General features: G+C 36.6%; 26 protein-coding genes and 2 other annotated features. All 26 genes read right to left on the bottom strand.

Annotation, left to right across the window (positions count from 1 at the left end; genetic code table 11):
• Positions 1 to 81 precede the first annotated feature (81 nt).
• The gene (gene rpoB, locus D9842_RS20945; protein ID WP_121664179.1) at positions 82 to 3,660 is read right to left on the bottom strand and encodes a DNA-directed RNA polymerase subunit beta; all 3,579 of its coding nucleotides are present in this window, start codon (positions 3,658 to 3,660) and stop codon (positions 82 to 84) included.
• A 357-nt stretch (positions 3,661 to 4,017) separates the two neighbouring features.
• Positions 4,018 to 4,620 (bottom strand): class I SAM-dependent methyltransferase, encoded by a 603-nt coding sequence (locus D9842_RS20940; RefSeq protein ID WP_121664178.1) that lies wholly within the window; start codon positions 4,618 to 4,620, stop codon positions 4,018 to 4,020.
• Positions 4,621 to 4,806: 186 nt separating this feature from the next.
• Entirely contained in the window at positions 4,807 to 5,166 is a 360-nt protein-coding gene (gene rplL / locus D9842_RS20935) for a 50S ribosomal protein L7/L12 (protein ID WP_121664177.1), read from the bottom strand.
• A gap of 64 nt (positions 5,167 to 5,230) precedes the next feature.
• Positions 5,231 to 5,731, bottom strand: a complete 501-nt coding sequence (gene rplJ / locus D9842_RS20930; protein WP_121664176.1) for a 50S ribosomal protein L10 — start codon at positions 5,729 to 5,731, stop codon at positions 5,231 to 5,233.
• A gap of 46 nt (positions 5,732 to 5,777) precedes the next feature.
• Positions 5,778 to 5,923, bottom strand: a sequence feature (ribosomal protein L10 leader region).
• Between the two features lie 49 nt (positions 5,924 to 5,972).
• A complete protein-coding gene (rplA, locus tag D9842_RS20925; protein WP_121664175.1) occupies positions 5,973 to 6,671 on the bottom strand; it encodes a 50S ribosomal protein L1 in 699 nt (232 codons plus the stop codon).
• Between the two features lie 109 nt (positions 6,672 to 6,780).
• Entirely contained in the window at positions 6,781 to 7,206 is a 426-nt protein-coding gene (rplK, locus tag D9842_RS20920) for a 50S ribosomal protein L11 (protein WP_141549707.1), read from the bottom strand.
• Positions 7,207 to 7,435: 229 nt separating this feature from the next.
• Positions 7,436 to 7,969 carry a transcription termination/antitermination protein NusG gene (nusG, locus tag D9842_RS20915; RefSeq protein WP_121664174.1) on the bottom strand — a complete coding sequence of 178 codons (534 nt, stop codon included), beginning with the start codon at positions 7,967 to 7,969 and terminating at the stop codon, positions 7,436 to 7,438.
• 157 nt (positions 7,970 to 8,126) lie between these two features.
• Positions 8,127 to 8,309: a preprotein translocase subunit SecE gene (gene secE, locus D9842_RS20910; protein ID WP_026561205.1), complete on the bottom strand. Its 183-nt coding sequence runs from the start codon at positions 8,307 to 8,309 to the stop codon at positions 8,127 to 8,129.
• Between the two features lie 57 nt (positions 8,310 to 8,366).
• On the bottom strand, positions 8,367 to 8,516 hold the full coding sequence (rpmG, locus tag D9842_RS20905; RefSeq protein ID WP_121664173.1) for a 50S ribosomal protein L33: 150 nt from the start codon (positions 8,514 to 8,516) through the stop codon (positions 8,367 to 8,369).
• Positions 8,517 to 8,605: 89 nt separating this feature from the next.
• Positions 8,606 to 9,262: an RNA polymerase sporulation sigma factor SigH gene (gene sigH, locus D9842_RS20900; protein ID WP_121664172.1), complete on the bottom strand. Its 657-nt coding sequence runs from the start codon at positions 9,260 to 9,262 to the stop codon at positions 8,606 to 8,608.
• Positions 9,263 to 9,432: 170 nt separating this feature from the next.
• Entirely contained in the window at positions 9,433 to 9,942 is a 510-nt protein-coding gene (locus D9842_RS20895) for an NYN domain-containing protein (RefSeq protein WP_121664171.1), read from the bottom strand.
• 6 nt (positions 9,943 to 9,948) lie between these two features.
• Positions 9,949 to 10,692 (bottom strand): 23S rRNA (guanosine(2251)-2'-O)-methyltransferase RlmB, encoded by a 744-nt coding sequence (gene rlmB / locus D9842_RS20890; protein ID WP_121664170.1) that lies wholly within the window; start codon positions 10,690 to 10,692, stop codon positions 9,949 to 9,951.
• Positions 10,689 to 11,111, bottom strand: coding sequence for a Mini-ribonuclease 3 (locus tag D9842_RS20885; RefSeq protein WP_121664169.1), 423 nt, complete (start codon positions 11,109 to 11,111; stop codon positions 10,689 to 10,691). The genes rlmB and D9842_RS20885 overlap by 4 nt, the downstream gene beginning before the upstream one ends.
• A gap of 115 nt (positions 11,112 to 11,226) precedes the next feature.
• Entirely contained in the window at positions 11,227 to 12,624 is a 1,398-nt protein-coding gene (cysS, locus tag D9842_RS20880; RefSeq protein WP_121664168.1) for a cysteine--tRNA ligase, read from the bottom strand.
• Positions 12,575 to 13,270 (bottom strand): serine O-acetyltransferase, encoded by a 696-nt coding sequence (gene cysE / locus D9842_RS20875; RefSeq protein WP_121664167.1) that lies wholly within the window; start codon positions 13,268 to 13,270, stop codon positions 12,575 to 12,577. Before cysE ends, cysS begins: the two co-directional genes overlap by 50 nt.
• A gap of 69 nt (positions 13,271 to 13,339) precedes the next feature.
• Positions 13,340 to 13,575: a binding site (T-box leader), on the bottom strand.
• 181 nt (positions 13,576 to 13,756) lie between these two features.
• Positions 13,757 to 15,214, bottom strand: coding sequence for a glutamate--tRNA ligase (gene gltX, locus D9842_RS20870; protein WP_121664166.1), 1,458 nt, complete (start codon positions 15,212 to 15,214; stop codon positions 13,757 to 13,759).
• A gap of 165 nt (positions 15,215 to 15,379) precedes the next feature.
• Entirely contained in the window at positions 15,380 to 15,859 is a 480-nt protein-coding gene (gene ispF, locus D9842_RS20865) for a 2-C-methyl-D-erythritol 2,4-cyclodiphosphate synthase (protein ID WP_121664165.1), read from the bottom strand.
• A gap of 41 nt (positions 15,860 to 15,900) precedes the next feature.
• Positions 15,901 to 16,584: a 2-C-methyl-D-erythritol 4-phosphate cytidylyltransferase gene (gene ispD / locus D9842_RS20860; protein ID WP_121664164.1), complete on the bottom strand. Its 684-nt coding sequence runs from the start codon at positions 16,582 to 16,584 to the stop codon at positions 15,901 to 15,903.
• Between the two features lie 109 nt (positions 16,585 to 16,693).
• A complete protein-coding gene (locus tag D9842_RS20855) occupies positions 16,694 to 17,791 on the bottom strand; it encodes a PIN/TRAM domain-containing protein (protein ID WP_121664163.1) in 1,098 nt (365 codons plus the stop codon).
• A 198-nt stretch (positions 17,792 to 17,989) separates the two neighbouring features.
• Positions 17,990 to 19,069, bottom strand: coding sequence for a DNA integrity scanning diadenylate cyclase DisA (gene disA, locus D9842_RS20850; protein WP_121664162.1), 1,080 nt, complete (start codon positions 19,067 to 19,069; stop codon positions 17,990 to 17,992).
• On the bottom strand, positions 19,070 to 20,446 hold the full coding sequence (gene radA, locus D9842_RS20845) for a DNA repair protein RadA (protein ID WP_121664161.1): 1,377 nt from the start codon (positions 20,444 to 20,446) through the stop codon (positions 19,070 to 19,072).
• A gap of 236 nt (positions 20,447 to 20,682) precedes the next feature.
• Positions 20,683 to 23,130 (bottom strand): ATP-dependent protease ATP-binding subunit ClpC, encoded by a 2,448-nt coding sequence (gene clpC, locus D9842_RS20840; protein ID WP_121664160.1) that lies wholly within the window; start codon positions 23,128 to 23,130, stop codon positions 20,683 to 20,685.
• The gene (locus D9842_RS20835; protein WP_121664159.1) at positions 23,127 to 24,224 is read right to left on the bottom strand and encodes a protein-arginine kinase McsB; all 1,098 of its coding nucleotides are present in this window, start codon (positions 24,222 to 24,224) and stop codon (positions 23,127 to 23,129) included. The genes clpC and D9842_RS20835 overlap by 4 nt, the downstream gene beginning before the upstream one ends.
• Positions 24,225 to 24,776 (bottom strand): protein-arginine kinase activator protein McsA, encoded by a 552-nt coding sequence (locus tag D9842_RS20830; protein ID WP_121664158.1) that lies wholly within the window; start codon positions 24,774 to 24,776, stop codon positions 24,225 to 24,227. It abuts the gene before it with no gap.
• Positions 24,777 to 24,791: 15 nt separating this feature from the next.
• A complete protein-coding gene (locus tag D9842_RS20825; protein WP_121664157.1) occupies positions 24,792 to 25,253 on the bottom strand; it encodes a CtsR family transcriptional regulator in 462 nt (153 codons plus the stop codon).
• A gap of 126 nt (positions 25,254 to 25,379) precedes the next feature.
• Positions 25,380 to 26,078 (bottom strand): MgtC/SapB family protein, encoded by a 699-nt coding sequence (locus tag D9842_RS20820; protein ID WP_162987523.1) that lies wholly within the window; start codon positions 26,076 to 26,078, stop codon positions 25,380 to 25,382.
• Positions 26,079 to 26,654 lie beyond the last annotated feature (576 nt).

Genomic DNA, 26,654 nt, shown 5'->3' with positions numbered 1-26,654 from the left:
TCATACTACATAATAAGGTTCATTAAACGGAGAGGTTAAACCTCCCCGCGTATGAATTCCTTAGTAAAACTTAAACTTTTATTATTCTTTCACTACTGTATCTTTTTCTAATTCAACAGCTTCAGGCTCTGGTTCTGGTTGATCATTCACCGCAAGACCTTCAGCTTGTTGTGAATCATCTTCATCATCAAGGTCTCTCATCTCGATTTCTTGCTCGTCACTTGAAAGCATTTTTACATCCATACCTAAACTTTGAAGTTCTTTAATCAATACTTTAAATGATTCAGGAACACCAGGCTCAGGGACATTTTCGCCTTTAACAATGGCTTCATATGTTTTCACACGACCAACGACGTCATCAGATTTAACAGTAAGTATCTCTTGAAGTGTATAAGCAGCACCATATGCTTCAAGTGCCCATACCTCCATCTCACCAAATCTTTGACCACCGAATTGAGCTTTACCACCTAGTGGCTGTTGAGTAACTAATGAGTATGGTCCAGTTGAACGGGCATGAAGTTTATCATCAACCATGTGAGCTAGTTTGATCATATACATAATCCCAACTGATACACGGTTATCGAATGGTTCACCAGTACGTCCATCATATAAAACAGTTTTAGCATCACGAGCCATGCCTGCTTCTTCTAATGTTGACCATACATCTTCCTCACGCGCACCATCAAATACTGGTGATGCAACATGAATACCAAGTTTTCGAGCAGCCATACCTAGGTGCAGCTCTAATACCTGACCGATATTCATACGTGAAGGAACTCCTAGAGGGTTTAACATGATATCAACAGGAGTACCGTCTGGTAAATAAGGCATATCTTCTTCCGGAAGGATACGAGAGATAACCCCTTTATTACCATGTCGTCCAGCCATTTTATCTCCCTCAGAGATTTTACGTTTTTGAACGATATAAACACGAACTAATTGGTTAACACCTGGTGGTAATTCATCACCGTCTTCACGGTTGAACACTTTAACATCAAGAATAATACCTTCTCCACCATGTGGTACACGGAGTGATGTATCACGAACTTCACGTGCTTTTTCACCAAAGATTGCATGTAAAAGTCTTTCCTCTGCTGTTAGCTCTGTTACACCCTTAGGCGTTACTTTACCAACTAGTAGATCTCCGTCTTTTACTTCTGCACCAACTCGGATAATTCCACGCTCATCTAAGTTTCTTAATGCATCTTCCCCAACGTTAGGGATATCACGTGTAATTTCTTCAGGTCCTAATTTAGTATCACGAGATTCAGACTCATATTCTTCAATATGAATAGATGTATACACATCATCTTTCACAAGTCTTTCACTCATGATAATAGCATCCTCATAGTTATAACCATCCCATGTCATGAAGGCAACCATTACGTTTCTACCTAATGCAAGCTCACCTTTTTCCATAGATGGACCGTCAGCAAGGATTTCACCTTTTACTACTTCATCGCCTTCACTTACGATTGGACGTTGATTATAGCAGGTACCTTGGTTCGATCGGATAAACTTTAACATACTATATTTATCAAGATTTCCTTTAACCTTTTGACCGTCAACTTCTTCATATCGACGTACCCAAACGTTCTTCGCTTCAACACGCTCAACAACACCTGGGTGTTTACAGATAACAGCAGCTCCTGAATCTTTACCAGAAACATATTCCATACCTGTACCAACAATAGGTGCTTCCGGATTCATTAATGGTACTGCTTGACGTTGCATGTTCGCTCCCATTAATGCACGGTTTGAGTCATCATTCTCCAAGAACGGAATACATGCTGTTGCAGCAGATACAACCTGTTTAGGAGATACATCCATATAGTCAATACGATCTCTATTAACAACTGTGTTTTCACCACGGAAACGTGCAACAATATCATTATCTATAAATGACCCATCTTCTGCTAACCTAGCATTTGCTTGGGCAACTACATAGTTATCCTCTTCATCAGCAGTTAAATAGTCAATTCTAGCTGTTACTTTACCAGTTTCAGGATCAACTCGGCGATATGGTGTTTCGATGAAGCCGAAACGATTTACTTTCGCATATGAGGAAAGTGAGTTGATCAACCCGATATTAGGACCCTCTGGAGTCTCAATTGGACACATACGACCATAGTGAGAATAGTGAACGTCACGAACTTCGAAGCCAGCACGTTCACGAGTTAAACCACCCGGTCCTAATGCTGATAAACGACGTTTATGTGTTAACTCACCTAGTGGATTTGTTTGATCCATAAATTGAGATAACTGAGAGCTACCGAAGAACTCTTTAATAGAAGCAATTACAGGACGAATATTAATAAGTTGTTGCGGAGTAATTGTATTCGTGTCTTGAATAGACATTCTCTCACGAACAACACGTTCCATTCTTGATAAACCAATTCTAAACTGGTTTTGCAGTAATTCCCCTACTGAACGTAATCTACGGTTTCCAAGGTGATCGATATCATCTGTATCACCAACACCATGTAGAAGGTTAAAGAAGTAACTAATAGAAGATAAAATATCTGCAACTGTAATATTTTTAACAGCTTCTTCTACATAAGCGTTACCTAATACATTAATAACCTTTTCACCTTCTGGGTCATTAGGTGCATAAATCTTAATAGATTGAATCGTTACTTCATCCTCAGTAACACCGCCTGATGGGTGTTCTTTTTTAAATCCAACACCACTTTCAAGATTCGGTATAATGCGGTCTAACGTTCTTCTATCAATCATTGTACCTTTTTCTGCAATGATTTCTCCTGTTTCAGGATCTACTAAAGTTTCTGCTAGTCTTTGATTAAAAAGACGATTTTTAATATGAAGCTTTTTATTAATTTTATAGCGACCAACATTCGCTAGATCATAGCGTTTTGGATCAAAAAATCTAGAGTCTAATAAACTCTTTGCATTTTCAACAGTTGGTGGCTCACCAGGACGAAGTCGCTCGTAAATTTCAAGCAAAGCCTTTTCTGTACTTTCCGTATTATCTTTATCAAGAGTATTACGTAAGTACTCGTTTTCACCTAATAAATCGATGATTTCTTGATCAGAGCCAAACCCAAGAGCACGTAAGAGAACCGTTACCGGTAATTTACGAGTACGATCTATACGCACATAAACAACATCTTTGGCGTCAGTTTCGTATTCTAACCAAGCCCCACGGTTTGGAATAACAGTCGCAGTAAAGCCTTTTTTACCATTTTTGTCGACCTTTGCACTGTAATATACACTTGGTGAACGGACTAGCTGAGAAACGATAACACGCTCTGCTCCGTTGACAACAAATGTACCTGTCTCTGTCATGAGAGGGAAATCTCCCATAAAGACATCCTGATCTTTTACTTCACCAGTTTCCTTGTTAATTAAACGAACCTTAACACGTAATGGCGCCGAATAGGTAACATCGCGTTCTTTTGATTCCTCAACAGGGTACTTAGGATCCCCCAAGCTATAATCAATAAACTCTAGCGAGAGGTTACCAGTGAAATCCTCAATTGGAGAAATATCTTGAAACATCTCTCTTAAGCCCTCATCAAGAAACCACTGATAGGAAGAGGTTTGAATCTCAATAAGATTTGGTAATTCTAACACTTCACTAATGCGTGCATAACTTCTACGTTGGCGGTGTCGTCCATACTGAACTAGTTGACCTGTCAACTCATTCACCCCTCAAATCAAGCGTAATAGGATCTTGCGTCGTACTATTATGTATACCTTTTTTAGACAGACGAATAAGAGAACTCACATATGATCATTCTCTTTAAAAAACAATATCTTAACATACTACCAATAAAAAATCTGTAATAAAACATAGGAAAATGCAAGTACTGACGCAAGGAAAAAACAAAAAATAAAAAGGGTTTCTAGTAAGAAAACCACAATTTTAAAACGTACTTTTGATTTTAATAGTATTCCCATAAAACTAATTTCTATACATCTTTTTCCTTGAAAATTAGATAGTTATGGAAATTATATATTGGCATTTTATAATACTAACACAACAAAAAAATGGAGTCAACTCTTTTTTGCTTTTATGATATAATAGCCTTTTTTCTTTTCCACAACTTCCACTTCATTAAACATTTCATTTAATTTATCCATCGCTGATGGTGCTCCCTGTTTTTTTTGGATAACAATCCATAACTCACCCTCATGCACTAGATGATCGAAACTTTTTTCGAAAATAGAGTGAACAACTTGTTTCCCCGCACGAATTGGTGGATTTGTTAAAACAGCAGCATACTTCCGGTCTTCACTAATGTTTTCAAATTGATTACTTTGAAAGATATTTACATTCTCGACTTTGTTAAGAGCAGCATTATCTTTTGCTAACTCTATTGCCCGTTCATTAATATCAATCATATCTACTTGTCTGTTAAAACTCTTTGCAAGAGACAATCCAATCGGCCCATATCCACAACCAACATCTAGAAAATCACCACTTACATCAGGCGGTAAGAACGATTCTATTAAAAGACGGGAACCAAAATCTACTTCATTTTTCGAAAACACTCCACGATCACTTTGAAACGTAAAAAGAAATTCCTTTAATTGAAATGTCCATGTTTTACGGTCACTTTCAACAGTTGGCTTCTCAGAATAATAATGATTACTCATAAAAGTTCCTCCTCTTACAGAAGAATAGGTTTTACATCACCCTTGCATTTTATACGTATTAAATAAAATTTAATGATAAAAAAATTACTTCCTACAAAATGCACATAGATGCATTAGTTACTTCAATTATTATAAAGTACAAAAAAGCTCGCCTTTAACCGGCGAGCTTTTTATATAGTACATTTATTACTTAACTTCTACAGAAGCTCCAACTTCTTCAAGTTTAGCTTTTAATTCTTCAGCTTCTTCTTTAGAAACGCCTTCTTTAAGTGGTTTTGGAGCGTTATCTACTAATTCTTTAGCTTCTTTTAAGCCTAAGCCAGTAGCTTCACGTACAACTTTGATAACCTTGATTTTTTGTCCGCCAGCACTTGCAAGTACTACGTCAAATTCAGTTTGCTCAGCAGCAGCTTCGCCACCAGCAGCAGCAACAGCTACAGGAGCCGCAGCAGTTACACCAAACTCTTCTTCGATTGCTTTAACTAAGTCGTTTAATTCTAAAACAGTCATATTTTTAACTGCTTCAATGATTTGTTCTTGAGTCATTATAATTTCCTCCTTGTTTTTCCTGTTAATATTTTATTAGTAAAGACATACTAGATTGTACCGATTAAGCACCTTGTTCTTCTTTTTGTTCTGCAACTGCTTTAGTAGCAAGAGCAAAGTTACGGATAGGAGCTTGAAGTACGCTAAGCAACATAGAAAGTAAGCCTTCGCGTGATGGAAGTTCAGCAAGAGCTTTAACTTCTTCAACACTAGCAACATTACCTTCAATTACACCAGCTTTAATTTCAAGAGCTTCATGCTTTTTAGCAAAGTCATTTAAAATTTTGGCTGGAGCTACAACATCATCATTACCAAAAGCAATTGCGTTTGGTCCAGTTAGAACATCGTTAAGACCAGTAATCTCAGCTTGTTCAACAGCACGACGAGTCATTGTATTTTTGTAAACTTTGAAGTCAATTCCTGCATCACGTAATTGTTTACGTAATTCAGTTACTTCACCTACAGTTAATCCACGGTAATCTACAATGATAGTAGATTTACTTTCACGGAACTTAGTAGAGATTTCTTCTACGATCTGCTTCTTTTGTTCGATAATTGCGCTCATTGTTACACCTCCTGTTAGATTCATGTAACACTAGTACCGTTCGGTGATGGTCATTAAAAAACCTCCACAAGACATGGAGGTTTTTGTACATACAATAAGCAAAATAATCATGCTTTATTCGTAAATACACCTCGGCAGGATATTTAAGCTCGTTAAAGCACCTACTGTCTACGGTATAGCGATATTTGTTTTAAACAACATTGATAATTATATATAAACTTCTATACGAAGTCAATAGTTATTATTTTACAGCAAAGCTTGAAGAATCTACTTTCACACCAGGTCCCATAGTAGAAGTAGCATTTACACTCTTCATATAAGTACCTTTTGCCGCAGATGGCTTAGCTTTTAGTAAAGTTTCATAAACTGTTGTAAAGTTTTCAACAAGTTTGCTATCTTCAAATGAAACTTTTCCGATAGGAACATGGATGATACCAGCTTTATCAAGACGGTATTCAACTTTACCAGCTTTGATTTCATTAACAGCTTTTGTTACATCAAAAGTAACTGTTCCAGTTTTAGGGTTTGGCATTAAACCTTTTGGTCCTAATACACGTCCTAATTTACCAACTTCACCCATCATGTCTGGAGTTGCAACGATTACGTCAAACTCAAACCAACCTTGTTGGATTTTGTTGATAAAGTCTGCATCACCAACATAATCAGCACCTGCTGCTTCAGCTTCTTTCGCTTTTTCACCTTTAGCAAATACTAATACACGTTGAGTTTTACCAGTACCATTTGGAAGTACTACTGCTCCACGGATTTGTTGGTCAGCTTTCTTAGGATCTACGCCTAAACGGAAAGCAACTTCTACAGTTGCATCAAATTTTGCGATGCTAGTCTTTTTAACTAGTTCTACTGCTTCTTGTACAGAGTAGAAATTTGAACGATCTACTAATTTAGCAGCTTCTAAAAACTTTTTACCTTTTTTAGCCATTTTCGTTTCCTCCTTAGTGGTTTTAGCGGAATAACCTCCCACGAATAAAGGTTGCGAACTTGTTTTTAAGCAAACTCGCAACCCCTTAACACAACTTGACTAATTAAAATTAGTCTTCGATAACGATACCCATGCTACGTGCAGTACCTTCTACCATACGCATTGCTGACTCAACACTAGCTGCGTTTAAATCAGGCATTTTTGTTTCAGCGATTTCACGTACCTTGTCACGCTTAACAGTCGCTACTTTATTACGGTTTGGTTCACCAGAACCAGACTCAATTCCAGCTGCTTTCTTAAGTAGTACAGCAGCAGGAGGAGTTTTCGTAATAAATGTAAATGAACGATCCTCGAATACTGTGATTTCAACTGGAATGATTAATCCAGCTTGTTCAGCCGTACGAGCGTTGAACTCTTTACAGAATCCCATGATATTAACACCAGCTTGACCTAATGCAGGACCAACTGGTGGAGCTGGATTAGCTTTAGCTGCAGGAATTTGCAATTTTACAATTTTAATTACTTTTTTAGCCACGAGACACACCTCCTTAAGTCCGTGATGTGGTAATGGGGTATATTACCCTCCCACTCATCTAGCCACTCGAGTTTCGAATGGTCATAATTAGAGCAACTCACAAATGAGTTTACCTACCCTTATACTTTCAGAAATAGAAATTTCTGATCAAAATAATATCTCAAGTCTCGAGACATACTGACCTATGAAATATTACCACTTTTCGAAATTGATTTCAAGTTTTTTTACATTATAATTTCGTTACTTGAGAAAAATCAAGTTCTACAGGTGTTTCACGGCCGAACATATTCACAAGAACTTTAAGTTTATTTTTATCTTGATCGATTTCTTCGATGGAACCTGTGAAATTAGCAAAAGGACCTTCTGTTACTTTAACAGTTTCTTTTAATTCATAATCAATCTCAACACGACGCTCATCCATACCCATGCGTTTCAAAATAAAACTCACTTCATCAGGTAATAGTGGTGTTGGTTTAGACCCATGACCTGCAGAGCCTACGAACCCAGTTACTCCAGGTGTGTTTCGCACAACATACCATGAGTCATCCGTCATGACGATCTCAACTAGCACATAACCTGGGAAAACTTTCTTTTTAACTACTTTCTTCTTGCCATCCTTAATATCTGTTTCTTCCTCTTCAGGTACAACCACGCGGAAGATCTTATCTTCCATTCCCATTGATTCTACACGTTTTTCAAGGTTGGCCTTCACTTTATTCTCATAACCTGAATAGGTGTGTACTACATACCAATTCTTTTCCATAGTTTCAGGACTACTTGTCCTTCCCTCCCCACAATAGGTTGATCAACAAACGATAGCATCTGCTTATATTATTCTTTTTTATACAATGAAAAAACCCGTTTAACGGGTTTTGCAGACAAAGTTTAATATTTTCTATTATAGCACGATTTTCCATTTATTATTCAAAAAACAAACGAATTAAAGAAGAAATACCTAAGTCAATAACCGCAAAGAACACTGCCACAAATGTAACAGTTGAAACAACTGTTATTGTGTACTTTGTAAGCTCTTTACCTTTAGGCCAGCTGACTTTTTTCATTTCACGAGTAACATCTCGGAAAAAACTAATTAAACGTTGCATTGTGCTACCTCCAGGATAATAAGGAAACTTCATTATATGAAATATATAAGTGCTGTACTATTTCGTTTCACGGTGGTTTGTATGCAAATTACATACTTTACAAAATTTATTAACATCCAACCGATCATTTGTGCTTGTACTATTTTTCATCGTTGTATAATTTCTACTTCCACACGATGTGCATGCAAGGATAATCTTTTTACGCATGTCATCACCTACCGCTACGTTTTATTCTTTAAAACTGTATCACAGTAGAATTTTTTCGTCAACAAACGTTCGTATCCTAATCTATATAATTATAAACTAATCTCTCGTAGTTCTAAATAGCGTTCTAGTTTTCTCTTCACTCGTTGGAGAGCGTTATCAATCGATTTAACATGTCTATTCAACTCTTCGGAGATCTCATGGTATGACCTACCGTCCAAATATAAAACTAAAACCTTTCGTTCAAGGTCACTTAATAACTCACCCATCTTTACCTCAATATCATCAAATTCCTCTTGATTGATAATGAGCTCCTCAGGGTCCATCACTTTTGCACCAGTAATAACGTCCATCAGTGTACGATCAGATTCTTCATCATATATTGGCTTGTCTAAAGAAACATAGGAATTCAGTGGAATATGCTTTTGTCGAGTTGCAGTTTTTATGGCGGTAATGATTTGCCTGGTAATACATAGCTCGGCAAATGCTTTAAAAGAAGTGAGCTTGTCCTCCTTGAAGTCACGAATGGCTTTGTATAAACCGATCATTCCCTCTTGGATTATATCTTCCCGGTCAGCACCAATTAGAAAATATGATCTTGCTTTTGCCCGGACAAAATTTCGGTATTTTGTTATTAAATAATCTAGCGCTTCACTTTCTCCAAAATGCACAAGTTCAACTACTTGTTCATCTTCCATTAATTCTAAATCTTCTTTGTTGACTTTGCCCCTGTTGATTGGTGAATTCAAGTCGATCCCCCCGACTGCACGCAAGATAACAATATTATACAGTATTGGTTTTGTAAGCGTCAACCAGCCATAACATAACGCCCTGTTACATGACTGTACATACACACCTATTTTCCTAAGCCTTGCACAGCTGTTGGATATCGTGCATTGCCAAAGGTATTAGATACTACCTACAGATCTCCTCTTCGCCACTTTTCTAATTTCTCAAGAACATCTTCTGGGATGGCAATCTTTGAAGAAGGTCGATTTTCTTCAATCTTCTTCACCTTATGTTTAATCCTGCCTTCAATAGATGTCATTTCATTTAATAACTCTCTGGCTGATTTTCTTAATGCACCTTGTCCAAAGATTGCCCATTGCTCAGTAAAGTCAGAAGTGGCTACATGAACTTGGGTTTTAATATTACTTAATGAAATAGCAAGCTTCTCAATTCTTTCATCAGCTGTTTCATTTTCTCTAGTAAAAATGACTTCAACTCGATAATTTTTCTGTTTTTTCTCAATTCCCTTTACCATATGAGCATCAAATACAATAATGACCCGGTATCCTGTATATGCTTGATATTCAGCCATTTTTTCAATTAACAGATCTCGTGCTCCCGCTAAATCATTTTTCTTAAGGTTTTGTAATTCCGGCCATGTACCGATAATGTTATATCCATCAACCAATAGGATATCCATTTCACTTTACTCCCCTAGAGGATATCTCTTTCTATATACCTCATACATTAAGAGACTAGCTGCTACAGATGCATTTAATGATGTTACATGTCCAACCATTGGCATCTTAACTAAGAAATCACATTTTTCTTTTATAAGACGACCAATCCCCTTACCTTCACTTCCTATAATTAATGCAAGTGACATCTTTCCATCAAGATTACGGTAATCATCTGCTCCTTTTGCATCTGTCCCAACAATCCATACTCCTTTTTCCTTTAGATCATCGATTGTTCTCGCCATATTCGTAACCCTTGCCACAGGGATATGTTCAATTGCACCAGTAGATGACTTTGCTACTGTCGCTGTTAGCCCAACTGCTCTTCGCTTAGGGATCACAATACCATGTGCCCCTACTGCATCAGCCGTTCTCATGATGGATCCGAGGTTATGTGGATCCTCAATTTCATCTAACAATAATAAAAATGGTGGTTCATTTCGTTCTTCGGCTACTTTTAGTAAATCGTCAACATGAACATATTCATAGGCAGCCACCTGGGCAACTACACCTTGATGGTTTCCTTCCACCATCTGATCAATCTTCTTTTTGGGAACAAAATTGATGGTTATACCTCTTTCTTTAGCAAGCTTCGTAATTTGCTGGGCTTGTCCTTTTAAAGAGTTTTCTGCTACCCATATTTTATTAATATCTCTCGATGATTTTAATACCTCGATCACCGGATTACGTCCAATAATAAAATCTTCACTCATGACATCCCCTCCTTTCCATCAATAAATGTGAATGACTTTTGAATTAACTCCTCAAGACGTTCATGCTCTTTTTCTAAGTAAAGGTGTCCAATTAGCGCTTCAAAAGCTGTACTATATCGATAAGTTTGTACATCTGTATTTTTAGGAATTGTCCCTGACTTTGCATTTCTTCCTCTTCTTAACACTGCTTGCTCTTCTTCAGTAAGAAACTCAAGTGAGAAAAAATGGTGTATTGTGCTTGCTTGTGCCTTGGCAGATACAAATCTTTTTGCTTGGTTATGAAGCTGATTAGGACGGATATTGCCTTTAGCTAAAAGATAATGCCTTACATAAATCTCATAAACAGCATCGCCAATATATGCCAAAGCCAAGCTATTTAAGAGCTTGGAATCTTTTATTGTTGGTAATTCTAAAAACATGGTGTTCCTCTTTTCCTATTGAAGGCAGAGCTACAGTAAATCTAAACATGGAGCCCTGCCTATATTAATAAAAATATTCCTTTTTATCTTTATTCCCCAATTATGTGAACCATAATCAACCACGCTTCCATCTCGTACCTTGTGGTGTATCCTCCAAGATGATATTTAGGTCTTTTAATTTATCACGGATTTCATCAGCTACAGCAAAATTGCGATCTTTTCTTGCTTGAATACGCTGTTGAATCATTTCTTCAATTTCTTCATCCAAAAGATCCGTTGATTCAAATGTTACCCCTAATACTTTACCCAGTTGATCAAATTGATCTAAGAAAGCTTGAATCACTTCAGTTGATGTATTCTGTTCCTGCAAATAGTAATTTGCTTGTTTTGATAAATCAAATAGAACAGAAATTGCATTGGCTGTATTAAAGTCATCATCCATTTCTTGTTTAAATTGCTGTTGATAGTTTTTAATTTTTGTTAGCCATTCTTCGTTATTATCTGTTAAATTTGTGCTGCTGTTTTTACGGTGCTTTAAATTCCCATATGATGTTGTTAAACGTTCAAACGCGTTCTTTGTACTCTCTAACAACTCCTGAGAGAAGTTGATTGGATGCCTATAATGAACAGACAGCATAAAGAAACGAACAATTTGTGGATCGATTTCTTTAATAATATCGTGAACTAAAACAAAGTTCCCTAAAGACTTTGACATCTTTTCATTATTAATATTAATATATCCGTTGTGTAACCAATACTTAGCAAACTGCTTACCTGTTACAGCTTCAGATTGAGCAATTTCATTTTCATGATGTGGGAATGTTAAGTCCTGACCACCAGCATGAATGTCAATTGTGTCACCTAAATATTTTTTTGCCATAGCAGAGCACTCAATATGCCAGCCAGGTCGACCATGTCCCCACGGACTTTCCCAGGAAATTTCTCCTTCTTTTGCTGATTTCCAAAGAACAAAATCTAGAGCATCCTGCTTTTTATCCCCTACTTCAATTCTATTTCCTAAGCGAAGTTCCTCGATCGATTGATGTGAAAGCTTTCCATACTCTTTAAATTCTCTTGTCTTATAATAAACATCGCCGCCCGCTTCATAAGCAAAGCCTTTATCAATTAAAGCTTGGATAAAATCAATAATAATATCAATGTTTTCTGTTACACGAGGATGTGTGGTCGCACGTTTGCAGCCAAGTGCTGTTACATCTTCAAAATATGCGTCAATAAACCGATCTGCAATGGTAGGAACATCTTCCCCCAATTCGTTAGCAGCTTTAATTAACTTATCGTCCACATCTGTGAAATTTGAGATATAGTTCACTTCATAGCCGCTATACTCTAGGTATCTTCTTACCGTATCATAAACAATTGCAGGTCTAGCATTTCCTATATGAATATAATTATAAACGGTTGGACCACAAACATACATTTTTACCTTTCCCGGTTCTAGAGGCTCAAACGTTTCTTTTTGTCTCGTTAGCGTATTGTACAACTTTATTGTCATAGTCATTCTTTCCTTTCCTTAGGTGTTGTACTTCATCTCTTAATTGTTTTAGCTCCACTTCTAATTCTTTAAAACGATCTGACACTGGATCTGGTAAATCTGAATGGTTTAAATCCTGGCCGACTCTCTTTCCATTTTGGATCACGACTCTTCCAGGAATTCCAACAACAGTAGAGTGATCTGGCACATCTTTTAGGACAACAGATCCTGCTCCTATCTTTGAGTATGCTCCAACAGTAATAGAGCCTAATACCTTTGCTCCTGTAGCAATTAGCGCATTGTCTTTAATGGTCGGATGCCTTTTCCCTTTTTCTTTTCCCGTTCCGCCAAGTGTTACTCCCTGGAAGACCGTCACATTGTCTCCAATTTCACATGTTTCACCGATAACAACGCCCATTCCATGGTCAATAAAGAAACGGCGCCCAATTCTTGCAGCAGGATGAATCTCAACTCCTGTAAAAAACCTGCTTATCTGCGAAATAGCCCTAGCTAAGAAAAAGAGCTTCTTTTTGTAAAAAGCATGAGCAATACGATGGCTCCAAATGGCATGTAATCCTGAATAAGTTAAAATAACTTCAAAATAATTTCTTGCTGCGGGATCTTGCTCAAAAACAACCTCTACGTCTTCTTTCATCATTTTCAACATAAATTTCCCCTCCAATCATAAACTTTATTAGATATTTTCTGAGAATATAAAAAAGCGCCTCTGCAACATGACAGAGACGCTTGAATGCGCGGTTCCACTCTGTTTAGGAAAGAGTTATACGATCACTCTAACCTCAACTTTAACTCTGTAACGTAGAGGGTACGCCTTTGCTTACTAGTCTACATGACGTTTAGCAAAGGACTCTAAGGTGCACTTCAAGAATTACTTCACTTAAACCCCTTCCAGCCGATGAGGGTTCTCTCTAAAAGGAAATAAAACTCTACTCTCCTTATCAACGCTTTAAATATAGTTTAACAATACTATATTACATTTTTATGCAAATGTTAACTGAATCATCTTCATAATGTACAATTTGTTACAAAAAAACGTTGGAGGTTCATTTTCACAGTGCATTTCTTCGTAAATTCAACAATAAGCTTGATGAAAGAAGGCTTTATTTTTTTGATTTAAAAGCGACCATTGAACTCAACTAATTACATTTTGTAATCTAGCTAAAACGGTAGATTTCCCTAAAACCGCAATCGATTTTGGCAAATCTGGGCCATGTGTTTGACCTGTTATCGCTACACGAATCGGCATAAATAAATTTTTCCCTTTTTGTCCTGTTGCTTTCTGGACAGCCTTTATCATTGTTTTCACTGTATCAGCTGAAAATTCATCGCTTTGATTGATTTCACTGACAAATGCTGATAAAACTTCAGGAACTTGCTCTCCTGCAAGAACATCCTTGGCTTCCTCTCCATAAGAAATCTCTTCTTTAAAGAAAAGCTCCGTTAAATCAACAATTTCTGCTCCAAAGTTCAATTGTTCTTGATAGAGCGCAATTAATTGATGAGTTCTTTCCTGTTCTTCATCGCTCATGTTTTCCGACACTTTCCCCGCTTTAATTAAATGCGGCAAGCAAAGTGGAATTAATTTTTCAAGATCTAGTTGCTTAATATATTGATTATTCATCCAAGCTAATTTATGTGTATCAAAGACAGCTGGAGATTTAGAAAGACGATTCGCATCAAAGATTTCAATTAATTGATCCTTTGTAAATACCTCTTCTTCTCCGCCCGGTGACCAACCAAGTAATGAAATAAAATTAAATAATGCTTCTGGTAGATAACCAAGCTCTTCATATTGCTCAATAAATTGAATGATTGATTCATCACGTTTACTTAATTTTTTGCGATTTTCATTTACGATTAATGTCATATGACCGAATACAGGAATATCCCAGCCAAACGCTTCATAAATCATCAATTGCTTTGGCGTATTAGAAATATGGTCTTCCCCTCTTAGTACATGTGAAATCCCCATTAAGTGGTCATCAACAGCTACTGCAAAATTATAAGTAGGTGTTCCGTCCTTCTTCACAATAACAAAGTCACCCATTCCTTCTGACTCAAAGGAAATATCACCTTTTACCATGTCATTAAAACGGTACTCTTTATTAGCAGGTACTCGAAAACGAATGCTTGCTTGAAGCCCTTGTGATTCTAATTCATTTTGTTCTTCTTTTGTTAAGTTAGCATGCTTACCTGAATACTGAGGTGTTTCACCTCTCGCCATTTGTTCTTCGCGTTCTTTTTCCAGCTCTTCTTCTGTACAATAACATTTATAAGCTAAACCTTTGTCTAGAAGCTCTTCGTAATATTTCTTGTAAATATCATTTCTCTCTGATTGGCGATATGGACCATATTCTCCTCCAACATCAATACTTTCATCCCAATCAATTCCTAACCATTTTAAGTACTTTAATTGACTTTCTTCTCCACCAGCAATATTACGTTTCTTATCAGTATCTTCAATACGGATAATAAATTTTCCACCTTGATTTTTAGCGAATAAATAATTAAATAATGCTGTTCTTGCATTTCCGATATGTAAATGTCCAGTTGGACTTGGTGCATAACGAACTCTAACTTCCTTTGTCATCTCTGGTACCTCCGTCTTTTTGACTCTTTGTTTCCAAGCTGCTTAGAAATACAAGCAACCCTTAGTAATAACCCTTATGTAAAATTATGAATAACGTATAAGACCAGACCTAATTTTACCATCAAAATAAAGCAGATACAAAATAAATAAACAAACTAATTTATGCTATGTACGCTGCTGAATAAGGACTGTTGCCATTGAAGCAATCCCCTCTTGTCTACCTGTAAAACCTAATTTTTCAGTTGTTGTTGCTTTTACATTCACTTGTGATACATCAGCTTCTAATAATTCAGCAATCCTATTTCTCATATCTTCAATATATGGAGCCATTTTTGGCTTTTGCGCAATGATTGTACAATCAATATTGCCTAGTTCATACCCTTTATTTTTCACAATCTCCCACACATGTTTTAATAACCTTGCAGAATCCGCATCTTTAAAAGTGGGATCTGTATCAGGGAAGTGTTTCCCAATATCCCCTTCACCTATTGCACCTAAGCAAGCATCTGCAACAGTATGTAATAATACATCAGCATCTGAATGACCTAATAACCCCTTTTCGTACGGAATCTCAATTCCTCCAATGATCAATGGGCGACCTTCCACTAATTGATGTACATCAAAACCTTGTCCAACTCTTATCATTATTATTCCCACTTTCTATAACCTAATAGACACTATGAAATTTACATCTTTCTCTTCGACAAAATTGCTTCTGCTATGTAAAGGTCCTCGGGTGTTGTTATTTTAATATTCGTATATTCACCAGCAACGATTGAAACCGCTTGGTCTACTCTTTCTAGAAGACTAGCATCATCTGTTCCCAGAAAGTTTTCTCTCACTGCTTTTTCATGTGCTTCTAAAATAATTGGTAAATGGAACGCTTGTGGAGTTTGGATTGACCAAAGTGAAGAACGTTCAACTGTTTCGACTACCACTCCATCTTTCGCTCTCTTTATTGTATCTTTAACTGGTACAGCAAGTGTTGCCGCACCGGTTAGGATTGTTTTTGACAAGAGTGCCTCTATACTTTCATGAGTAAGAAAAGGTCTTGCTCCATCATGCACAAGAACTAAATCTCCCTCTTCCACAGCCTTTAGCCCATTATAAACACTGTATTGGCGCTCTTGTCCACCAGATACTAAATGTTTGATTTTGGATATACGGTATTTTTTTATCAGCTGTTGAAAATCAGCCTTTTCTGCATCATTGATTACTAATATAATACCCTTGCAATAGGAATGTTCTTCAAAAACCTTTAGTGTATGTATAATAATTGGAATCTGTTCTAGTTCAATAAACTGCTTATTCTTACCTGCATTCATCCGTTTCCCCTGACCAGCAGCAGGTATTATGACTTGATAATTCATTGGAGTTACTCCTTCAATAATTCAGTATAACATCATAATAAAAGATTCCTCTCTATATGTAAAACAGCCCATGAGACATAGAGTTAAATGCTTCATGGGCTGAGGTATATTATAATGCTTTTTCTAATAGCTTGGGTTTTGCAAAGATCATTCTTCCAGCCGAAGTCTGAAGAACACTTGTTACAAGCACATCGATATGCTTTCCAATGTAATTTCGACCATCCTCAACTACAATCATTGTTCCATCGTCTAGATAGGCAACACCTTGATTATGCTCTTTCCCATCCTTAATGACCTGAACATTCATTTCTTCACCAGGTAACACAACAGGCTTAACCGCATTTGCCAAATCATTAATATTCAAAACATGAACCTTTTGTAATTCACATACCTTATTTAGGTTAAAATCATTTGTCACAACAACACCAGATGTGAGTTTTGCAAGCTTAACGAGTTTACTATCTACCTCTTGTATTTCCTCAAAATCACCTTCATAAATTTCTACATTTATAGAAAGCTCTTTTTGAATACGGTTTAAGATATCAAGACCTCTTCTTCCACGATTTCGTTTTAATACATCAGAAGAATCCGCAATATGCTGTAGTTCTTCTAGAACAAACTGAGGGATAACGATTGTTCCTTCTAGAAATCCTGTTTGACAGATATCCGCAATTCGCCCATCTATAATGACACTCGTGTCCAATATTTTAAGCTTTTTATCTTCAGTTTCAACCTCGTCATCAGACATTCCTTTTTTCTTGCCTATTTTATTTTGAACGGTAAAAACATTAATTAGTTCGTCTCGTTTCTTAAATCCTACTTGAAAACCTAAGTATCCAAGCAGAAGCGTTAAAAATATTGGAATAATGGTGTTAAAGACTTGGTACTGGATCGTATTTAAAGGGATAACAATAAGAAAAGCAACTATAAGACCAAATATTAATCCTAGACTACCAAATAAAACATCTGTAACAGGGGCTTTTACAACAGCTTCTTCTAAGACCCTGATCCAATTCACAACATAATCGACCAACCAAAATGTTGCCACAAAGAATATGATTGCACCTAGTACTGCTAGCGTATAAGGTGTATTAATAAAAGGTATGTCCTGCATATTCATTAATTCAAGTAGTTGTGGCATAAATAGGATTCCTAACATCCCACCTACACTTAGAAAAAATAGTTGGATTATGCGTTTAATTAACATACCTTCACCTCCTTTTTAATTATTACTACTTTATCCTAATTTGCTGACTTGTGAAATAGATAAATCAAAATGTAAATAGATTGATACATGTCTGTAATCTTGACTATGACCCAAAAACACATACATTAAAAAACAATTTTAATATACCCTATTTTACAGAAATTAAAACAGTAATCGTAAAATTTTCATGAAATCTTCTTATATATGACGATCAATTAGAAGTTGGTCTTGCAATCTCTTTAATCCCTCTTTTATTTTTTTCGCTCTGACCTCACCAATCCCTTCTACCTCGTCTAACTGTTCTACGGATGCCTTCATAATAAGTTTCAAATTTTTATATGTTGTCACTAAATTTTCAATAATGATTGTAGGCAGTCTCGGAATTTTATTTAAAATGCGATAACCACGTGAAATAACTGGACTGTCTATATTTGTAAAAGAAGAATAGCCTAATAATTTAAACAGAACGGAATCTTCCAATAGCTCAAAGCTCGATAAGTCTTGAAGCTGTTTAATGACTGGGTAAGGATCAACTGACTTATCAACAGCATAATCCTTAATTAAGAGAGCCGCTTCTTCTTCTAACCCTGTCAAAAGTTCCGCTAACTGCAAGCGAATCAGATGTCCTTCAGCTCCAAGTTCATTCACATAATCATTTATTTCATCCTTAATTCTTAGAACCATCTCAAACCTGTGAAGTACTTGAAGGACTTCTTTAAATGTTACTAGCTCTTCTAATTCAAGTGCACCTAGCGTCATGATTGATTGATCTAACACAATTTTATATTTTTCTAATGTTTGAATGGCTTGATTTGCCTTTGTTAAGATAACACCTATATCCCTTAACGCATATCTGAGCTCTCCATGATACAGGGTGATCACATTTCTTCTTTGAGAAATGGCAATGACTAAATTACCCGTTTGTTTCGCTACACGCTCAGCTGTGCGATGTCTCATTCCAGTTTCAGAGGAATAGATAGTAGGGTCAGGAACAAGTTGAGCATTTGCATACATAATTTTATTACCTGAATCACTTAAGATGATAGCTCCATCCATTTTCGCAAGCTCATATAAGTGAGCAGATGAAAATGGACATTCAATTGTAAAGCCTCCATCAATTACTTCCTTTACCTTGTCATTATGACCTACAACGATTAACCCGCCTGTTTTTGCTCGAAGTACATTTTCTATCCCTTCTCTAATAGGTGTTCCAGGCGCTACAAACTGCAAAATTTCATTTAATGTCTTTTCGCCTGACTTACTCTCTATATCTGTCATTTATGATCCCCCTAATGTTTTTTGGAGGGCCTCTGCTACATTTTTTACTCCTATAATTTCTATATCATCTGGTGGATTCCAACCGCCTATATTTGCATGTGGAATGACCGCCCTCTTAAAACCTAGCTTTGCAGCTTCAATCACTCTTTGTTCAATTCTCGACACTCTACGAACCTCACCTGTTAACCCCACTTCCCCAATAATAACGTCAGTCGGTTTTGGTGGCGCATCCTTAAAGCTAGAAGCAATACTAACAGCAACAGCTAAATCAATAGCAGGTTCATCAAGCTTTACGCCTCCGGCAACCTTTAAATATGCATCCTGGTTTTGCAAAAGAAGACCAACACGTTTCTCTAAAACAGCCATTAACAATGGCACTCGATTATGATCTATTCCAGTTGCCATTCTCCTTGGATTTCCAAAACTGGTCGGAGAGATAAGAGCCTGAATTTCAACAAGCACTGATCTGGTACCCTCCATTGAGGCAACAACTGTTGAACCTGCTGCACCCTTAGACCTTTCTTCTAGAAAAATCTCTGATGGGTTTTGCACCTCTTCTAAACCAGCTTCTTTCATTTCGAAAATTCCCATCTCATTTGTAGACCCAAAGCGGTTTTTTACAGCACGTAATATTCGATACGTATGATGTCTTTCTCCTTCAAAATAGAGGACTGTATCAACCATATGCTCTAATAGCCTTGGCCCTGCAATTGATCCCTCTTTCGTTACATGACCAACAATGAATACCGCAATACCCTTTGTTTTGGCTATTCTCATTAATTCAGCTGTTGATTCTCTCACTTGAGATACACTACCCGGAGCAGAGCTTATTTCACTATGATAAACAGTTTGAATCGAATCGACCACTACAAAGGCTGGGTTTGTTTCATCGATTGCTTTTGAAATAAAGCTTAAGTCTGTTTCAGATAAAACTAATAATTTATTAGATTTTACTCCTAAGCGATCTGCCCTTAATTTCGTTTGTTTAACTGATTCTTCACCAGATATATATAAAACATCATGACCGTTATCAGCTAATTGAGAGGATACTTGTAATAGCAGTGTTGATTTCCCAATACCAGGATCACCACCAATTAAAACTAAAGATCCCTTCACAATACCACTTCCGAGTACACGGTTAAATTCTTTAAGGTTTGTAAATATTCTTGGTTCTTGGGTTGTTTCAATTTTTGTTATCGGCGAGGGTTTTTGTACCGTTTGATTGGAATGAGCAAAAACAGCCCTTCGAGGTGACCCAGACTTTAATACTTCTTCTGACATTGTATTCCATTCACCACAACCTGGGCATTTCCCCATCCACTTCGGTGATTCATAGCCACAGGTTTGACAAATAAACTTTACCTTTGCTTTTGCCATAAAATTGTTCCTCTCTTATTAGATTACCAAATAGACAAGTTAATTATGATACTTATCCTTAATTATATAAAACTGAAAGTGCTCTAAAGGGAAATCTTTTCGAAAATTACGTTTAATTCTTATCAGACGGGCAAAAGGGGGATTATTCTTATTCCCAATGTCCGTAGTATTATCCATAGGAGAAAAAAGAAAGTGAGGCACACAATTAAAATCGTATGCCTCTAAACATTCTTTATTTAATTAGATTTCACTTCTTCTTTTTCAGCTGTCTTCACAACAAACTCGCCATTTTCCACATCAAGAATAATTTTTTGGCCTTTATCAATTGTACCTTTTAACAGCTCTTCAGAAAGACGGTCTTCCACATTCTTTTGAATCGAACGACGTAATGGTCTTGCACCATATTCTAAGTCAATTCCCTCATCAGCAATTTTCTCTTTCGCAGATTCTGTTAATTCTAATGAAAGATCTTGTTCTTTTAAACGTTTCGTTAATTGATCAGACATAAGCGAAACGATTTCTTTTAAATGCTTTTTCTCTAAAGAATGGAAGACAATGATTTCATCAATACGGTTGATGAACTCAGGACGGAATGCACGTTTTAGCTCATTCATTACCTTATCTTTCATGTCTTTATAGTTTTGTGTTTCATCTTGGATATTAAAGCCAACATATTTATTGCGTTTTAGTTCACTAGCTCCAACGTTAGAAGTCATGATTAAAATCGTATTTCTAAAGTCTACAGTACGCCCTTTAGAATCAGTTAATCTTCCGTCTTCTAATACTTGTAGTAAAATATTAAACACATCAGGGTGGGCTTTTTCAATCTCATCTAAAAGGACAACTGAGTAAGGCTTTCTTCTAACCTTCTCTGTTAACTGACCACCTTCATCATAGCCTACATATCCTGGAGGTGAACCAACCAGTCGTGATGTTGAATGCTTCTCCATATATTCAGACATATCAATACGAATCATCGCATCCTCATCACCAAAGATCGATTCTGCAAGAGCGCGAGCTAACTCAGTTTTACCTACACCCGTTGGTCCTAAGAAGATGAATGAACCGATTGGACGTTTTGGATCCTTTAAGCCAGCACGTGCACGGCGTACCGCTTTTGCAACAGCAACTACCGCTTCTTCTTGACCCACTACTCTTGAATGAAGGATGTTTTCCATGTTTAACAGTTTGTCAGTTTCTGTTTGTGCCAACTTCGAAACTGGGACACCAGTCCAACTAGAAACAACCATTGCAATATCTTCAACTGTCACTTCAGTATTTTCTTGACCTTGTTTTTCTTTCCACGTTTTTTTCGTTTCCTCTAGCTGCTCACGTAAACGTTGCTCTGTATCACGTAAAGATGCTGCTTTTTCAAACTCTTGGCTTTGAACAGAGGCATCTTTTTCTTTACGGATTTCCTCAAGCTTATGTTCAAGCTCTTTTAAATTAGGTGGTGTAGTAAAAGAACGTAAGCGAACCTTTGAACCTGCTTCATCAATTAAATCAATCGCTTTGTCTGGAAGGAAACGATCAGAAATATAACGATCTGATAATTTAACAGCAGCATCAATCGCTTCATCTGTAATTGATACTCTATGATGTGCCTCATAACGATCACGTAAACCTTTTAAAATTTGAACACTCTCATCAACAGAAGGTTCATCGACTTGAATTGGCTGGAATCTACGCTCTAATGCGGCATCTTTTTCAATATATTTTCTATATTCATCAAGTGTTGTTGCACCAATACATTGAAGCTCACCACGAGCTAATGACGGCTTAAGAATATTTGAAGCATCAATAGCTCCTTCTGCACCACCAGCACCGATTAATGTGTGTAACTCATCAATAAAGAGAATGATATTACCCGCTTGGCGAATTTCATCCATTACCTTTTTCAGACGATCTTCAAATTCACCACGATATTTTGTCCCTGCAACAACTGTTCCCATATCTAACGTCATAACACGCTTATCACGTAAAATTTCAGGTACTTCATTTTGGACAATTTGTTGAGCCAAGCCTTCAGCAATGGCCGTTTTACCAACACCTGGCTCCCCAATTAATACAGGGTTGTTTTTCGTACGTCTACTCAACACTTCAATAACACGCTGAATTTCTTTACTTCTACCAATTACAGGATCTAAGCTTCCTTCTCTAGCAATCGCCGTTAAATCACGTGCAAGACTATCCAAAGTAGGTGTATTTGCATTCGTAATGCCTCCACCTTGATGGTTTGCTGAAGATTCGTTGCTTCCTAATAATTGAAGAACCTGTTGTCTTGCTTTGTTTAAACTCACACCTAAATTATTAAGTACTCGTGCAGCTACCCCTTCTCCCTCACGAATAAGACCTAGGAGAATATGTTCTGTTCCGACATAAGAATGTCCCAGCTTTCTTGCTTCGTCCATTGATAGCTCAATGACCTTTTTTGCTCTTGGTGTATAGTGAATAGTTTGTGAGGCATCTTGACCTCTACCAATCAATCCTTCTACTTCTTTTTGAATTTTATCTGGACCTAGACCTAATGCTAATAAAGCTTTAGCAGCGATACCTTCGCCTTCACTAACAAGACCTAGAAGAATATGCTCTGTTCCAATATTATTATGTCCTAATCGAACTGCTTCCTCTTGTGCTAAAGCCAGTACTTTTTGCGCGCGTTCTGTAAATCTTCCAAACATCATAATTCATCATCCTCCATCCGTTTATTACGATCCATTTCTAGGTTTAACCGCTCTCTAATGAGTGCAGCTCGACGAATATCTCTCTCATTTGGACGTAATGGTCCGCCAAAATACTGCTGCAAAAATCCAGGCTGTGTTAATATCATCAGTTCATTTAAGATAGTACGGGAAATATCTTTAATAATTCGTAAATCAATACCTAATCTAACATCAGATAAGCATTTTGCTGTCTCGTTAGATTCTATGATTCGGCTGTATACCAAAGTTCCAAAGGAACGGTAAACCCTGTCTTCTAACTGAGTGTGTGATGACTGATATAAAGCTTCACGAGTAGATCTTTCCTGCTCAATTAGTTGTTGTACAACACTAACCAGATCTTCTACAATATCCTTCTCTGACTTACCTAATGTAATTTGGTTTGATATTTGAAAAAGATTTCCTACTGCTTCACTACCTTCTCCATATATTCCTCTTACAACCAAGCCAAGCTGATTAATTGCCGGGATAATTCGATTAATCTTTTGAGTGATAACTAACGCTGGGAGATGCATCATCACTGATGCCCTAAGCCCTGTTCCTACATTGGTAGGACAGCTTGTTAAATAGCCTCTTTGTTCATCGAAGGCATAATCAACTTCTTCCTCAATCCAATCATCCAGCTGATTCGCTGTATGTAAGGCTTCTTCCAGCTGAAATCCAGGATATAAGCATTGAATTCGAATATGATCCTCTTCATTTAACATGATGCTTACCTCTTCATTTTCTGAAAGCAAACAACCTCCATATTCAGAGCGGTCAGCTAAGTTAGGACTTATTAAATGCTTTTCTACGAGGACCCTTTTTTGAATTGCTTGCAAATCATTCATTTTTAAAAGCTCTAATTGGCCTAATTTTTTGAATGTTTTATTTGCATATGTGTTTTCAAAGAAATTTAGAACTTCCTGTGCTTCCTCATTTGTAGAGAGAGTTGGGAATTTGTATTGATTTATATTTCGTGCTAAACGAATTCGGCTGCTTAATACAATGTCTGAATCAGGCCCTTCCTGACTCATCCAAGCACTCATTGCCTTATTCATAAAGTTCTGGAGTGACATCTAAAATCCCTCCTCATCAAAGCTACTTAATTTTTTTTCGAGTGAGCGAATCTCATCTCTCACTAAAGCAGCTTGTTCAAACTCTTCTTGACTAATAAAACTTCTGATTTTCTCTTTTAAATCGTCAATTTTTTTCCTTATATGAATATCTCCACCAATTCTCTTAGGGATTTTCCCGGAATGTTCTGTGTTGCCACCATGAACTCGTCTTAGAATCGGTGCAATATAATTTTTAAAAGTTGGGTAACAATTGGAGCAACCAAACCTACCAGATTTCTTAAAATCCTGGAAAGTCATTTTACATCGATCACATTGAGGAACACTTTCTGTTTTAAACACATTCTGCTCCTCTGCTTTTGCAAAGCCATGCTCCATATTTAGTAAACCTGTTAACAGGCTGTTTAACGAGAATCCTGAGCTTGAATTAAACATAAAAAATTCACTATTTTCTTTTGCACAGTGCTCACATATATGAACTTCTGTTTTCTCACCATTAATCACTTTTGTAAAGTGAAACGTTGCCGGTCTTTCATTACATTCCTGGCAAATCATCCGTCTCCCCTACTTTCACTTATATTTCAATGAAGTTAACATGGCTTTCACCATTCTTGCCCTTAACTCATCCCTATGAGGAAGGTCGATATATAAGACTGAACGATCTATAACACTCATCATCAGCTTTGCTTCTCGAGGAGATATAACCTCTTCTGTTACAAGCCGACTAATGATATCCTCTGCAGCTGCTTGTGAGAGGCGATTATTAATTAAAGCTAATAATTGATCAAGTAAGTGTGCTTGAGTTTCAGCATGAACTTTAATAATTCTAATATAGCCTCCTCCACCACGCTTACTTTCTACGAGATAACCTCTTTCAATCGTAAATCTTGTGTTTATAACATAGTTTATCTGTGAAGGCACACATTGAAATTGATCAGCTATTTCACTCCGTTTAATTTCAACAATTTCTTTCCCACTACTGTCCAGCACTTTTTTTAAATACTGTTCAATAATGTCTGAAATATTTCTCACTCAACCTCCCCCTCACTGACTTTGACTATATTTGACTATAATCTAAATATAAAACGAACAGAAAAATTTTTCAACTCTTCTGTTTCATTTTAAATATTGCCAAAATAGCAAGAGGTGAAACCTTATTTAAAAGATTTTTTCTACTTCCTTGATTTCCTTCATTACAAGCTCCAGCTTTTCATACCCTATTGAATGAATGTTAATATTAATATCTAACTGATAATAAAAAGTTACATTCCCTTCTCGGTCCTTTCGACTTGATGTCATCACAATACTATTTGTCTTAATGCTATATGTCGAAAGACGCTGAATCACTTCATCAATTGAAGATTTAGTTGAATTTACAACAACCTTCATTTTTCTTCTCGTTTTTTTTACATACATATACTTCTCTAATCTATTTAAAAAAATTAGGCACATTAAGACAATAATCGTTGTAAAAAATGCCAGAATATACATTCCCGAGCCGATAATTAAACCTAATCCAGCTACAATCCAGATAGAAGCAGCTGTTGTTAATCCTCTAACCGTTGCACCTTTTACTAGAATTGTTCCTCCACCTAAAAAACCTATGCCACTAATCACATAAGATGGAATCCGTGACGGATCGAATTGCACTGTTTTATGATCCTGAAGATAATGCTCAAAACCATACAAAGACAATATCATCATGAGACATGATCCTATTCCTACTAACAAATGTGTTCGAAACCCCGCAGGATGATTTTTAAACTCCCGTTCTAACCCTATAACCCCACATAAAAGAGCTGCAATAAGGATACGAGAAAACATCGTATAATCCTCTTGACTAAAAAACTCAAACATATGCATTTCCCCTAGTTTAATAAGACATATAAGTTGTTCTATTATATATATACTCAAAAGATAGTTTTCAAACACTTATTTTTTTAGAAGAAGAGTTGGGGGGTGGGGGTGGTGCCTGTCACTTCCCGGATTTTGTAGAATAATGTCGGTTAGAAATAAAGTTGATAAGATAAGCAATAATGAATAGATGTAAGGCATATTCATTGTGGTATACTCTTCTTTTTGTTTTCTACAGAGTTTTCTTTGTTATTTTGAAACTTTTAGCTATATTTGGTTTGTGATTACTATGTAAACACAGGTCTTCTACTTAAGACTAGAGCTACAGGTTCACTTCCATAGACAATTTAGATGTGGTTTATATGTTTATCTTCGATTCTGAGTACTTTATCTACGATTATGGAAGTTTTATCTTCGATTCTGAATACTTTATCTTCGATTATTAAAGTTTTATCTTCGATTTTACAAATTTCTACAACCTTCAACATTTCATTTTATAACTACACAAAAAAAGATCAGCATCTCTACTGATCTTTTCTCCATCTTACTTGGCGACGTCCTACTCTCACAGGGGAAAAC

This window comes from Metabacillus litoralis, from assembly GCF_003667825.1.
Taxonomy (GTDB): domain Bacteria; phylum Bacillota; class Bacilli; order Bacillales; family Bacillaceae; genus Metabacillus; species Metabacillus litoralis_B.
The sequence above is the reverse complement of the archived record's forward strand: the minus strand, read 5'-3'. Positions and strand labels throughout refer to the sequence as shown.